7 protein-coding genes are annotated in these 13,943 nt (G+C 63.6%); 1 reads left to right on the forward strand and 6 read right to left on the reverse strand.

Annotation, left to right across the window (positions count from 1 at the left end):
• Nucleotides 1-43: 43 nt before the first annotated feature.
• Nucleotides 44-2,296: an ATP-dependent DNA helicase gene (locus tag BHC62_RS09765; RefSeq protein WP_070994868.1), complete on the reverse strand. Its 2,253-nt coding sequence runs from the start codon at nucleotides 2,294-2,296 to the stop codon at nucleotides 44-46.
• Nucleotides 2,293-3,942, reverse strand: coding sequence for a VRR-NUC domain-containing protein (locus BHC62_RS09770; protein WP_070994869.1), 1,650 nt, complete (start codon nucleotides 3,940-3,942; stop codon nucleotides 2,293-2,295). The genes BHC62_RS09765 and BHC62_RS09770 overlap by 4 nt, the downstream gene beginning before the upstream one ends.
• Before the next feature lie 188 nt (nucleotides 3,943-4,130).
• On the opposite strand from BHC62_RS09770, the gene BHC62_RS09775 reads away from it, so the two are divergent.
• Nucleotides 4,131-4,355 (forward strand): YgdI/YgdR family lipoprotein, encoded by a 225-nt coding sequence (locus tag BHC62_RS09775; protein WP_070994870.1) that lies wholly within the window; start codon nucleotides 4,131-4,133, stop codon nucleotides 4,353-4,355.
• Between the two features lie 87 nt (nucleotides 4,356-4,442).
• Here the strand turns inward: BHC62_RS09775 and BHC62_RS09780 are convergent, their stop codons facing one another.
• The 4 genes from BHC62_RS09780 to BHC62_RS09795 all read right to left on the reverse strand — a co-directional run bounded on the left by BHC62_RS09780 (nucleotide 4,443) and on the right by BHC62_RS09795 (nucleotide 13,941).
• A complete protein-coding gene (locus tag BHC62_RS09780) occupies nucleotides 4,443-6,290 on the reverse strand; it encodes a polyurethanase (protein WP_070994871.1) in 1,848 nt (615 codons plus the stop codon).
• A gap of 102 nt (nucleotides 6,291-6,392) precedes the next feature.
• On the reverse strand, nucleotides 6,393-9,470 hold the full coding sequence (locus tag BHC62_RS09785; protein WP_371128912.1) for an autotransporter domain-containing protein: 3,078 nt from the start codon (nucleotides 9,468-9,470) through the stop codon (nucleotides 6,393-6,395).
• Between the two features lie 115 nt (nucleotides 9,471-9,585).
• Nucleotides 9,586-12,510, reverse strand: a complete 2,925-nt coding sequence (locus tag BHC62_RS09790; protein WP_070994873.1) for an autotransporter serine protease — start codon at nucleotides 12,508-12,510, stop codon at nucleotides 9,586-9,588.
• Nucleotides 12,511-12,603: 93 nt separating this feature from the next.
• Nucleotides 12,604-13,941 (reverse strand): TolC family outer membrane protein, encoded by a 1,338-nt coding sequence (locus BHC62_RS09795; RefSeq protein ID WP_029299966.1) that lies wholly within the window; start codon nucleotides 13,939-13,941, stop codon nucleotides 12,604-12,606.
• Nucleotides 13,942-13,943: the final 2 nt, after the last annotated feature.

Here is a 13,943-nt window from a genome sequence, read left to right on the forward strand (position 1 = left end):
CACCGGCGCCCCCCGCGCCAGCATCATTGACGGGGCAAATACCTCAGGTCACCGACCACCAGCGCGGTAGCAGCGGCCGCACCTTGGGTTCGGCAAAACGGTCATCGATCAGCATCACCACCCCCTGGTCCTGCTGGGTGCGAATCACCCGGCCTGCCGCCTGCACCACCTTCTGGATCCCGGGATACAGGTAGGTGTAGTCATAACCGGCACCGAACATCGCGCCCATGCGCAGTTTCATCTGCTCGTTGACCGGGTTGAGTTGCGCCAGGCCCAGGGTGGCGATAAAGGCCCCGATCAAGCGTGCGCCGGGCAAATCGATACCCTCGCCGAACGCGCCGCCTAACACGGCAAACCCTACGCCCCGGCTGTGCTGGGTGAACTGGTCGAGGAAGGCCTGGCGCTCGGCCTCGGCCATGCCCCGTGATTGATGCCAGGTAGGAATCGACGGATACCGCTCGGCCAGCAACTGCGCCACTTGCTGCTGGTAATCAAAGCTGCTGAAAAACGCCAGGTAGTTGCCCGGCGTACGCTCAAACTGCTCGGCGATCAACGCCACGATGGGCGCCAGGGACGCCTGGCGATGTACAAAGCGCGTGGAGATGCGGTCGATGATGTGCACCTGCAACTGCGCGGCATCGAAGGGCGATTCCACGTCCACCCACGCGGTATCCGCCGGCAGGCCCAGCAGGTCGGCATAGTAATGCCGGGGGCTCAGGGTCGCGGAAAACAGCACGCTGCTGCGGGCCGCCGTCAAACGTGGGCGGATAAATTCGGCCGGCACCACGTTCCGCAGGCTCAAGCGCGAGAAGCGACGCTTGGCCTGGGGGTCGCGCTGAGCGATATCAAAAATAAACTGCTCGTTGAACAGCTCCGCCACCTTGGCGAACTGCAACGCCTCGAAATAAAAGCCTTGCAGCTCGCCCGTGAGCGCCTGCGGGTGATCATTGAAATACTCGCCCATGGCGCTGGTACACAGGGCCAGGGCCTGCAACAGCTTGTCAGGCTTGCTGGCATAAGCCTGATACACCGTGACCTGCTCCTTGTGCAGCGCATTCCATTCACGGTTGAGCCGCTGCAACGGCTTTTTCAACGGCTCGGGGGCGGTATCGCGCAAGGTCTTGAGGGCAAATTGATCGAGGTCGGCGCTGTACATCGCGCGCCCCCGCTCCACCAGGTTATGGGCTTCGTCCACCAGCACCGCGACCCGCCATTGGTTGAGCTGGGCCAGGCCAAACAGCATTGCGCCAAAATCGAAGTAATAGTTGTAGTCGGCGACCACCATGTCGCACCAGCGCGCCATCTCCTGGCTCAGGTAATACGGGCATACACCGTGGGCGAGCGCGACCTCGCGCAGATTGCGTTGGTCCAGCAACCGGACCTTGGCTGCCGCCTCGCGCGCGGCCGGCAGGCGATCATAAAAGCCCTTGGCCAACGGGCAGGAGTCGCCGTGACAGGCCTTGTCCAGGTGTTCGCACGCCTTGTCCCGCGCCACCAACTCCAACACGTGCAAAGGCAGGTCGGCACTGGCGTGCAGTATCTGCACCGCGTCCAGCGCCAGCTTGCGGCCAGGGGTCTTGGCCGTCAGAAAGAACAGCTTGTCCAGTTGCTGCGGCGCCATGGCCTTGAGCATCGGAAACACCGTGCCAATGGTCTTGCCGATCCCCGTGGGCGCCTGTGCCATCAGGCAGCGCCCGGTGCTGACGGCCTTGTACACCGACTCGGCGAGGGTACGCTGGCCCAGACGAAAGGCCGCGTGAGGAAAAGCCAGAGCGGTGCTGGCGGCGTCGCGGGCCAGTCGCTGTTGCGCCTGCTGCTCGGCCCAGCCGAGAAACAACGCACACTGGCGATTGAAGAACGCCTCCAGGTCATCCGCCGCACACACCTGGCTGATCACGGTTTCGCGCTCGCTGACGATATCGAAATACACCAGCGCCAGCGCGATCTCAGGCAACCCCAGCTTGCTGCACATCAGCCAGCCATAGACCTTGGCCTGGGCCCAGTGCAGTTGCCGATGGTTGGCCGGTTGGGCATCCAGGTCGCCACGGTAGGTCTTGACCTCTTCCAGCACATTGCGATCCGGATCATAGCCATCGGCGCGACCGCGTACGGTCAACTGCTGGTAGAGGCCTTCCAGGGCCACTTCACTCTGGTAGTGCGCGCTGCGGCGGGACGCCACGGTACGGTGGCCGAGCATGCCTTCCTGGGCACTGGGTGAGGGGGTAAACCGCAGATCGAGGTCACCCACCTTGGCCGTGAACTCGCACAATGCCCGTACAGCGACGGTGTAGCTCAAGCGCCCTGCTCCGCCCAGCGTACATAACACACGGTAACCGGCATCTGGTGCTCGCTGCAGAACTCCAGCCAGCGCAGTTGGTTGTCCTGCAGGCGGTCGCCCGGGCCTTTGACTTCGATCATGCGGTAGGTTTTTTGCGCGGGCCAGAACTGGATCAGGTCTGGCATGCCGGCGCGATTGGCGCGGATATCCAGCAACAGCCGGTCGAACCAGTGCCGCAGGTGCGCGGCAGGCAGGCAATCGAGCGCCTGCTCGAGCAGTGTTTCGCTCAATACATTCCAGAACACAAAGGGTGACTGGATCCCCCACTTTTCGGCGTAGCGCTGGCGGATCGTGGTTTTGTAGCGCTGGTCGTGCAACTGGTCGAGGCAGGCGGCGAACAGCTCGGCGCGGCGCTGCTGGAAGTCTTCACTGTGCAAATCCACCGGCCCGCGCTGGAATGGGTGAAAGAACGAACCGGGCAACGGCGCGAAGATCGCCGGCCAGCACAGCAGGCCGAACAGCGAGTTGATCAGGGTGTTCTCGACGTAGTGCACCGGCCCCCCATCATCCCCCAGGTGCGCCTGCACGCAGAACTCAACGCTGGCCACCGGTTCCGGGAACGGCAGTTCCAGGTCCAGGCGCTGAATCACCTGGGGTTTGGGCTTGGGCAGCGCCGGCTCGCCCAGCTTGCGCCGCAACCTCGGCAGGACCCGCAACAGGTGTTGCTGCTCGGCCGCGCTTTGTGGCGCGGCCTGGGCCGCCTGGGCCAGGGCCATCGCCTGGGCGAAATCCTCCTGGCGCTCCAGCACCCGAATCAGCCGGGCGCGGGCGCCGGGGTAGGCACAATCGCGGTAGATCACCTCGGCCAGGGCCAGTTCGGCGAGCCGCTCGCAATGCTGGCCAACCTGGAACAGCAGCTTGGCCCGACGCTTCTCCAGCCAGGGGTTATCGGTGCTCAGCGTGGCGATCTGCGCCAGCACCTCTTCCAGCGGTTCGCCCGCCTCGAAGGCCTGCTGGCATTGATGCAGGAACAGCAGGCCATACACATCGTCACGATGGCGCAGCCCTCGGGACTCGGCACAGAACTCGACCTTTTCGTAGGTGTAGATCCCCAGGTCCGCCAGTACAAACTCCGACCAGTCCTGGTACAGGTTGCCGAAGAACATCAGGCGCAGGCGGTCACACAGGTCCATCACCGCCAGGCTGTAAAGACGCTCGTCCAACTGCGGGCACCATTGCGCAAACGTACGTGGCTCGGTGAACCGGGCCGATAAACCGGGCAGCCAATCGGATTTCTTGCCCCTGGGCTGCTCGATCCAGGGCTTGAACGCCTGCAGCGCCTCGCCTTTTTGCAACTGCCCCCACACCTCATCCAGGGACAGCAGGCCCTGCTCACTGACCCAGCCCAGGGCCAGCAATGGTTGCACGGCCTGGTCAGCCGGGCCAATCTCGAGGTAGTTGAGCTTGCTCGCACGAAAATGCACCCCTTTGCGCATCACCATGCGCACCAGCAACGCTTGGGCCGGTTGCGGCACTTGGCTGAACTGCGCAATGAAGCGCTGTTCTTCATCATCCAGCACGTCGGCATAGCGCTGCCCCAGCCAGTCGAGCACTTGCTGGAAGTTATGCAGGTAGTAGAACGGGTCTTCGAGGGGGTTGGACATGACGGGCACTTGGGCAAACACTGGTTATGCATACAGAGTGCCGTCGCCAGGCCTGCCTTGCAATCGCTAATAGATCAGTGGCACACGCAACTTTTTGCATAAAAGTGATCAGATGGGGGTGGATCCGCGTAACATTTGTGCCCCGCAGCCGTTGAGCCCGGGGTTTTCGAAGGATGAGAGTAAAGGTTATGAACATGAAGAACTGGGGCCTGCCGCTGGCTGTACTGACGTTTCTGGCATTGGCCGGTTGCTCGACGCCGACCGTCGTGACCTTGCAGAACGGTACTCAGTACCTGACCACCGATACGCCGAATGCCAATACGCCTGATGGTTTTTACGAATTCACCGATATCGCCGGCAAGCGCGTACGGGTCAAGGCGGCGGATGTCGCTACCGTCCGCAAGGAAAAATGACCAACCACTGTAGGAGCCGGCTTGCCGGCGATGGCGGCCTTGGAAGCAACCAAGAGCCTCATCGCTGGCAAGCCGGCTCCTACAGTTTTAGGTGATGACGAAGGCCTCTGCCGACAGGCTGCCAAGTCCCACTCCCACCAGCGTCACGGAATTATCGCCGAACGTCAGCAACGTATCGCTGCCCACTGCCTTGGCATGATCGAGGTAGTTGTACTGCCCGCCCACCCCCGCCACCCCCATGAACACCAACTTGTCCGTCGACTGGTAGCCCAGGATCCGGTCCTGGCCGAAGTCGCCGTCGAACAGGAAGGTATTGCGCCCGCCGCCCGCTTCGAGCAGGTCATTGCCCGCGCCCCCTACCAGCACATCGTTGCCTTTGCCGCCGATCAGGTGATCATCGCCCTGCAGCCCAAACAACCACTGCCCGCCATCGCCGGCCTTGAGCACATTGGCGCCGGCATCGCCCTTGAGCGACGCGGCGTAGGCGGTCAGGTCCTTGCCCGCCAGCAGCCCCTTGTCGGTCACGCTGTGGGTCACGTTCTTGCTGAACAACAACAGATAGCTTTCCTTGCTCACTAGCGCGCCCATGTCGCGCGTCATGCTGATGCCGCCCTGCCCGTCGCGGATATACAGGGTACCTGCGCCATCGTTGGCCACCTCGACGTTTTTCAGCGACTGCTGCAAGTCCAGGGTATTGAACCCCGTGCCACCGAGCAGGATGTTGTAGCCACCGCCATCGCGGAAAGTATCGTTGCCGGCACGTCCTTCCAGGTAGTCATTGCCGCGCCCGCCCTGGATCAGGTCGTTGCCGTCGCTGCCGATAATGAACGTGCTGCCCTGGTGGACCTCGGCGTTGCGATTGAGGTCCTGCACCCAGGTAGTGGCACGCGCAGAGTCAGACAGGTTGGCGACGATGATCGTCGAATCGCGGCTGGTCAGGTCATAGAACTTCGACTCGAGGATGCGGCTCATGCCATCGCCATACCCCGTGGGTAAATGGGAAATCCACGTTGGCAGGTTGAGGATGGAAAACGGCAGGATGTTCCACAGCGTCGAGGCGTAATGGTCGTTGAAGCTTGCGATGTTATCGGCGCTGGATTCGTGCGGTTGGTCGTGCACGCCCAGGGAAGACAGATTGAACGCCGAACCGTCGAGGGCGCGATAGACCGGGTCGTTTTCGTAGCCGATGTTCAGCACCTTGTCGCCACTGCTCTGGGTCGGCGAGGCGTAGGCCACATAGTTGGCGTCCTGGTAGAACCCCGCCCAGGTGTGGTTGCTCAAGTCCGCCATGCTGTTGACCGCCATGCCACCGAGGCTGTGGCCGCTGACCAGTACATCCTGGCCGCTCAGCCCCTGCGCGCTGGCATACGCGGCGACTTTGCCAAGCAAGGTGCCAAACGCCTCGCCCGCGTAGTTTTTTGCATAGTCCGCCGGCCCGAACGCGGCCAGTAAATCACTGATCACATCGCCAATAGAGTCGACGATCAGGTTCTCCCTGGGGCCGGATGTGCCACGGAAGGCGATGCCGATTTCCAGCAGCTTGCCGGCGTCATCGTATTTGCCCAGGACCTCGGCCTGGGCACTGGTGTAGCCGGTTTTCTCGCCGAAGAAGGTGCCCCGCGCATCGACCTTGCCACCATAGTCCAGGGTGCTGGCGCTGATGGGCGTCCAGCCGGCCTTTTGCACGGCGTCCAGGGCGGCCTTTTCCGAGTCCGGGTTCCACGGGATACCGGGAATCACCCCCTGGGAGTCGCTGCTGCCCAGCAACGCCTGCACCAGGGTGGCCGGCAAACCCAGGCCGAAGCCGTTTTGCTGATACCCCACGGCAAAGCCGTTATCCAGGTTGTGGTAGGAATACAACGTGATCGCCATGGCGTCGGCGAACAGGGCTTTGGAGTCCTCAGTGGTTAGGTTTTTGTAGTCATAGACACCCATGGTATTGCCTCTCTTTTGTTGGAATTGTCGAGAAAGCTAAAAATCCTGAACATCACACCGCCCCTTGTAGGAGCCGGCAAGCCGGCGCCTACAGGGTAAAACTCAGAACGCCCAGTCGAGGCTCAAGCCCACGCCGTGGATTTTCTCCTTGCTGGCCAGCAGGCCGTTGTAGTCAAAGTTCAACCGCGCATCCTTGCTCAGCGCCAGGCTGGCCCGTGCGCCGACCAATGCGGCATCGCGTACCATCGGTGCGCTTTGCACGGCAAACGCGCTACTGCCTGAGGCAAACGCCAGGTGGCGCGCGGAATCGGTGGCGCTGAGGTTGTGCTGCCACCCCAGGGTGCCGGAAACGTCCAGAGCCTGATGGTCGGTGAGGTTGAAGGTCTTCAAGGCACGCACGCCGAGGGTGCTCAGCACCAGGTCGCGTGTGTCATCGCCGCCCTTGAGCGCCGCCGCGTCGCCTTTCTCGCTGAAGCCATCGCTGTCCAGGTGCACATAGGCCAGGTTGGCGAATGGTTCCAGCGCCAGCGGTTGCAGGTTCAGGCGATAAGCCGCTTCGGTGAAGAGCTGGGTGCTGCGGGCATCGACCTTGGCTTTCTGCTTGCCGGCGACTTCGCCGTATTGCAGCTCACGCTTTACATCGGCGCGATGCCAGCTGTAGGTCGCCCCACCGCTCAGGCGCCAGGCGCCGATTTCGTGCCCGGCATAGGCGCCCAAGTGGTAGCTGTCCACCGATGCCCGCGAGTGGGTGCCATCGCCCATGTTCAGCGAGGTATCGCTGTAGCCGGCGACCAGCCCCAGGCGCGTGTCTTCATCCAGCGCACCGTCCACACCCGCGAGCAATCCGCCGATGGAAGTGGTGTAGCCCGCCGTGTCGCTGCTGCTGTCGGTTTTACCCCAGACACCAAGCGCCTTGACCCAGACATTGCCGCGGGTGTCGATGGTCTGTGGCGAGGAGCCCATTTCGCCCTGCTGCAGGCGCTCGCCTACCGCTTCGCGCAGGTAGCGGTTGTCATTGACCAGGGCGGTTTCCAGGGCCGGGTAGATTTCCCCCGACAACTGTTGGAACGCCCCTTGCGCCGAAGCCGCACTCGGCGCCAACAGCAGGCTTTCATACACGCCATTACCCGCGCCCAGTTGTTCGGCAGCGCCCGCCACGGCACGCTGGTTATCGGTCAATGCCACGCTGGCGAAGCTGTTGGCAGTTCGCGCGACATCCAGTTGCACACCGTTGGCGCCATAGTTCAGGTTGCCGCCCACAAACAGGTAGTTGGGCAGTACCTGCGCGAAGCTACCGGTGACGCCCCCTGCCGCCTGCAGGATGGTGTACTGGCGGCCGATCAGGCTTTGCGCCTCGGGCTGGCTGAGCAGTGTCGGGCTGTTCTCCAGGGCCAGGGTCACAGTGCCGCCGTTGAGGGTGGCCTTGCCGCCGGCGACGATGCGGTCACTGCTGCTGTTCGACAGCTCTACCGCATAGGTGGACCCGGCGTCGAAGTTGAGATCCCCGGCCACGTTCAACGTCCCAATGGAGTTGCCCGGCGCTACCGTACCGCCGCTTTTCGCGTGCAGCGCGCCGATGCTGCCGGAGCCGCCCAACACGCCGCTGTTGCTCACCGTGACCTGGGATACCAGCGAGCCATTGACCGCCAGCAGGCCCTGATTGACCAGGGTCGGCCCGCTGTAGGTATTGCTGCCGGTCAGCACCAGCGTGCCGATGCCTTGCTTGGTCAGGCCGCCATGACCGGAAATGTCGTTGCTCCATACATCCCGCCCGCAGTGCAGATCGTCGCATACACGCTCGGTGGGCTTGCCGGCGTCGACCACCGCCCCTACCCCCGGCAAGTCCGCGACAAACTGGCCGCTGCCGTAGCCGCCCTCGACGCGGAACTCGGCCGGGATGTCCTCGGCGGTGACCAACATGCCCGGCCCGCTGACCGCCTTGCCCAGGTTGATCATGCCCCAGCCGTACAGCGCGTCGATGCCCGGTGCACCGAGGTCGGTGGCGGTGGTCTTGAGCAGCGTGGAGATCTGCTCGCCACTCATATACGGGAAACGCTCCATCAAGACGGCGGCGGCGCCTGCCACGTGGGGAGCGGCCATGGAGGTGCCGTTTTTATTGTTCCAGCCCAGGGTCATGTTATCGACCGTGGTGCCCACCATCACCGAGCTGTAGATCGCCGTGCCCGGTGCTGACACACAGAAACTGGCGGCATAGCCGCAACGGGACGAGAAGGTGCTGATCACATAAGGGTTGGGGCTGTTGGTGTCCGGGTTGCGTTGCAGTGCGGCCACCGACAGCCAATTGGGCGTGATCTCGGGTACGAAGTAAGCCAGGCCGGAAATCGCATCAGGGTTGTTCAGGTTGTAGTCGTTGCCGGCCGCGAAGATCGTCAGCACCCCGCTGCGCGCCGCGTTGATCGCCCCGGTGTAGGCGCCACCTGGCGCGGTACCCAGCAACGGCTTGATCTGGTCGAACTGGGCCTGCGCGTCGCTCAGGTCAAAATGCGCGAACGCAGGGTCTTTGCCGCCCTTGGCAAACTGCTCGCCAATGCCGATCCCCCAGCTGTTATTGATGATGCGTGCGCCATTGGCCACCAGGCTGTCCCAGCCGGCCTGGTACACCGCACCGTCGTTGCCCAGGATGATGCCGTCTTCGGGGCCCGGGTCGCCGTTCTCGGCACTGAGGATCTGCGCGTTATAGGCCACGCCGTGCATCGGCCCGCCGTTGCGGTCGCCAGCCGCGATGCCACCGACATGGGTGCCGTGGTCGCCCAGCTTGCCGTTGGAGCCCTGGGACGGTGTACCGTCATAGCGGAACGGGTCACCGGCCTTCACCGGGATATAGGGGTCGGTGTATTGGCGGATCCCCTCAGTGACCAGGGTCTGCACCTTGCCCGGGCTGGAGAACTCGGGATGCTGGGCATATACCGGCTGATCGAAAATCCCCAGCTTCACGCCCTTGCCACTGTAACCGGCGGCATACGCCACATCGGCATTGACCGCCCCCAGTCCCCAATCGGCCTTGAACTCATTGCTGCGCCAACTGGAGGCATCCCCCAGTTTGCCGGCTTCCACGTAGGGTGCGGCCTGGGCGGTACCCAGGCTGGCCAGGCAACACAGCAACGCGCCGTATGGCACGCGACTCAAGGCTTTGAGCGGGTAGCCCGGGCCTGTTGGGATGGCGGAGTGAAACCCTCGTTGTTTTGCGTTCACGGTGACCTTCCTTAGTTTTGTTGCGTTTGTTGTTCTTATTCACCCGCCAGCAAGAGCCGGCGTACCGGCTCCTGCCGCAAGTTTAGAATTGCCAGTCGACGCTCAGGCCCACCCCTTGGTTGCTCTCCTTCGAGCCCAGTTGGCCGCTGTAATCGAGGTTGACCCGGGTGGAGTCACTCAATGCCAGGCTGGCCTTCAAGCCCACCAGCGCGGCGTCGCGCTGCAACGGTGTGCTGCGCACGGCAAACGAGGGGCCGCCAGCGACAAAGGCCAGATGTTCCTCGGACTCAACCGGCGTAAGGCTGTGCTGCCAGCCCAGGGAACCGGAGAGTTCCACGTGCTGCTGGTCATTCAGAGACAGGGTTTTGAGCGCGCGCAGGCCCAGGGTGCCGAGGGTCGCGTCACGCCGATCACTGCCGCGTTGCAAGGCCGCGCCATCACCTTTTTCATGCAATCGCTCGCTGTCCAGGTGCACGTAGGCCAGGTTGGCGAACGGTTCCAGGGCCAGGGCTTGCAGGTCCAGGCGGTAGGCCGCCTCGGTGAACACCTGAAGGCTGCGCGCATCCAGTTTGGTTTTTTGCTTGGCGCTGACGTCACCGTATTGCAGGTCGCGCTGCACATCGCCGCGATGCCAGCTATAGGCACCGCCCACGCTGACGCGCCAGTTGCCCAGTTCACGCCCGGCGTAGGTGCCCAGGTGATAGCTGTCGACATCGGCCGACGAATGCGTGCCATCGCCCATGTTCAGCGAACTGTCGCTATAGCCCGCCATCACACCCACGCGGGTCTGCTCGTCCCACTGGCCATCGACGCCCAGCAACATCCCGCCGATAGAGCGGGTGTAACCGGCATATTCGCTTTGGCTGTCGGCCTTGCCCCAGGCACCGAGGGCCTTGATCCACAGGTTGCTTTCGCCCGTCACAGGCACATGGCGCAGGCGCTCACCGACGGCATCGCGTACATGGCGGCTGTCGTTGATCAGCATGGCGCCCACCGCCGGGTAGATCTCGCCAGATAACTGCTGGAAGGCCTGGCGGGCAACCCCGCTGGAGTCGCTGCTCAGCACGCTTTCATACACAGGGTTGCCAGCGCCCAGCTGCTCGGCCGCAGCGGCCACGGCGCGCTGGTTACGGGTTGCGGCGACGCTGGCAAAGCTTGCGTCATTGCGCGCGATAGCCAGTTGCACGCCGTTGCCGCTGTAGTCGAGGTCGCCACCGAGGAACAGGTAGTTGGGCAATACCGCACCAAAACTGCCGGTGACCCCGCCCGCCGCCTGCAGGATGGTGTACTGACGGCCGATCAGGCTTTGCGCCTGGGGCTGGCTGAGCAAGGTCGGGCTGTTTTCCAGGGCCAGGGTCACGGTGCCGCCGTTGAGGTTGGCCTTGCCGCCGGCGACGATGCGGTCACTGCTGGCGTTCGACAGCTCCACTGCATAGGTGGAACCGGCGTCGAAGCTCACATCCCCGCTCACATTCAAGGTGCCGATGGAATTGCCCGGCGCAACCACACTGCCGCTGTTGGCCTGCAACGCGCCAATGCGCCCGGAACCACCCAAGGTCCCGCCATTGTTGACCGTGACCTGCGATGCCAGCGAACCATCGACCTTCAACACCCCACCATTGACCGTGGTCGGGCCGCGATAGGTGCTGTCGCCGCTGAGCACCAGGCTACCGGCGCCGGACTTGATCAGGCTGCCTTGGTAAATGCGCTGGGCCGCGGCCGCATCCCGGGCCATGCCCACGGCGTAGTCAGTCTGTTCCTGCTGGCTGGCGCCGGCGCCGATGCCATTTTCCCAGCCTTTGTCCTGCAAGGTCTGTTGCCAGGCCAGGTGCTCGGCGCTGTCTTCGGCCTGGCGCTGCAGCAGCGCCTTGTCGGAGATGCCATTGCTCCATACATCGCCCTGCCCGGCCGCCAGATTGACGTCCATGGCGCCCAGCAACTGTCCCGGCCCATGCATCGCCCGGCCAAGGTCCGGCACGCCCCAGCCGATCTTGGCGCTCGGCGCATCGGTCAGTGAACCGTCCAGTTGCGTGGCCGTTGTCAGCAACACCTGCAAGGCTTGCTCGTTGTTCAGGTACGGGTAGCGTTCCATCACCAGGGCCAAGGCCCCCGTGGCATGGGGCGCCGACATCGAGGTGCCGGACTTGACCGCATAACCGCCGCCGGGAACGGTGCTGTCGATCTTCGCGCCGGGGGTGGAGACGCACCAATACTTGGCGATGCCGCACTGGTTGTACTTCTGGTTATTGGCCTGGTCCAGGCCCGAGACCGCCAGCCAGTGGCCTTCCAGCTCTGGCTCAAAGTACGGCAAGGCCGAGCGCACGCTGGCGTTGGCATAGCCGCTGTTACCGGCGCTGAACACATTGATCACCCCGGCTCGCGCCACATTGGCGGCGGCGTCCAGCCAGGTGCCCTGGTTGAAGTGCTGGGCATAGGCTGCGTGCAGTTCATTCAAGGTCTGGTAGCTGACATCCTTGGGCTGGCTGCCCCAGCTGTTGTTGATCGCGCGCACCCCGGCATCGACCATGGCGCTGTACACCGCCTTGAAGTACTTAGGGTCGGGCGTCGGGCCAAACAGAAAGCTGTCGTTGGCGTTGGTGTTGCCCACATAGAGCTGCGCGTTGTAGGCCACGCCGTGCATGCCGGTGCCGTCACGCGCAGCGGCCATGGTGCCGGTGACATGGGTGCCGTGGGAGTCGTTATTGGGGTTCAGCGCACCGGTAGTGGAGAACGGGCTGCCATCCACATCGGTGCCGTTGGCGGTCACCGGGTGGAAGCGCGCCGGGGAGGCTTCCGGGTGGCTGGCATCGAAGCCCGAGTCCAGGGCGCCGATCTTCACCCCGGCACCGCTGATTCCCGCGGCGTAAGCCTGATCGGCCTGCATGCGCCCCAGGCCCCAGTCGCGCTGGAACTCCGCCGAGCGCCAACTGGCGGCGTCGCCCGGCTTGCCCACTTCCACGTAGGGCGCGGCCTGGACGGTACCCAGGCTGGCCAGCCCACACAGCATGACGCAGTGATAGCCTCGTTGTTTCGCATTCACGGTGACCTTCCTCATTTTTATTGTGTGGGTTATCCCCTGTAGGAGCCGGCTCCCGCAGGGTCAGCGTTGGGCTGGGCCGAAGGCTTCGTCGACCTTGGCCAGGTCGGTGTCACGCAGATTGCCCGCGTAGTAGTGCAACTTCGTCCAGGCCATCAGGTAGTCGTAGCGGGCCTGGGCCAGGTCGCGACGGGTGCTGTACAACTGCTGTTCGGCGTTGAGGGCATCCAGGTTGACCCGTTCGCCACCGAGGATGCTCTGCTTGGTCGACACCACCAGCGCCTCGGCGGAGACCAAGGCCTTTTGATAGGCCCGCAGCTTGCTCACCCCCGACAGGCAGGCGCTGAACTGGCGACGCAACTCGATCAGGGTTTCGCGGGTCTTGCCCTCCAGTTCGTACTCGGCCTGCTCCATGGAGCGGGCGGCCTGGCGGGTGGACGCCGAGACGCCGCCCCCGGCATACAGCGGCACGCTGACTTCAATACCGATGGTGTTGGTGTCGTAGCGCTGGTTGTAGGTGTTACCGCTGTCGGACTCTTGCTGGCGCGAGCTGGCGTACGCGGTGATCCGCGGCAAGTGCCCGGCGCGGTTGCGCTCCACCTCATAACGCGCCACTTCCACGGCCTGGCGCTGGGAAGCCAGGGTCGGGTTGTTGGTGATTGCCAATTCGTGCCAGCTGTCGTAGTTGGCCGGGGCCAGGGTGAAAGCGGCAAAGTTCTGATTCAACGGTGCCAGGTCGGCAATATCGACACTCTGTACGCCGAGCAACGCCCCTAGTTCGCGTAGCGACGCGTCCTGCTCGTCGAGCGCCTGGATCTCCTCGGCGGTCGCCAGTTCATAACGGGATTCGGCCTCCAGGATGTCGGTGCGCGTGCCCTCGCCCTGCTGGAACAGATGCTGGTTCTGCTGGAACTGTTGCTCGTAGGCTTTCTTTTTTGCCCGGGCGATATCGATCTGGTCCTGGGCGAACAGGGCCTGGGTGTAATACGTCAGCACCCGCACCAACAGCGCCTGGCTCTTGTCGCGGAAACTCTCGTCGGCAAACAGCGCCTGGGCCACGCCCTTGCGGTAGTTGGCATAGGCTTCGTAGTCGAACAGCGGCTGTTGCAGGGTGAAGGTCGAGCCGAAGCTGTTGTAGTTGCGGTCGTCGTGATAGTGGCCGCCACGGCCATCGGGCAGGTTGGCCTGGGAGTTGTTGCGGCCCTTGTTGTAGTTGTACGACAGCCGCGGCAACAGACCGGCGCGGCCAATGGTGCGGTTTTCCAGGCCGGCGTCACGCTCCTTGATTGCGCCGAGGAACACCGGATCGTTACGCAGGGCCTGTTCATACACATCGAACGGGCCCATGGCGGCCTGGGCGCTGCTGCAGGCGAGGAGCAAGGCGATGAATACGGGCTTCATGC

It is taken from the genome of Pseudomonas sp. 06C 126 (assembly GCF_001855215.1).
GTDB classification, from domain to species: Bacteria; Pseudomonadota; Gammaproteobacteria; order Pseudomonadales; family Pseudomonadaceae; genus Aquipseudomonas; species Aquipseudomonas proteolytica.

Bases quoted from the DNA above. Each gene is read 5' to 3' on its own strand.
- BHC62_RS09770 (WP_070994869.1), bottom strand. From the start codon at position 3,942: ATGTCCAACCCCCTCGAAGACCCGTTCTACTACCTGCATAACTTCCAG.
- BHC62_RS09775 (WP_070994870.1), top strand. From the start codon at position 4,131: ATGAACATGAAGAACTGGGGCCTGCCGCTGGCTGTACTGACGTTTCTG.
- BHC62_RS09780 (WP_070994871.1), bottom strand. From the start codon at position 6,290: ATGGGTGTCTATGACTACAAAAACCTAACCACTGAGGACTCCAAAGCC.
- BHC62_RS09790 (WP_070994873.1), bottom strand. From the start codon at position 12,510: ATGCTGTGTGGGCTGGCCAGCCTGGGTACCGTCCAGGCCGCGCCCTAC.
- BHC62_RS09795 (WP_029299966.1), bottom strand. From the start codon at position 13,941: ATGAAGCCCGTATTCATCGCCTTGCTCCTCGCCTGCAGCAGCGCCCAG.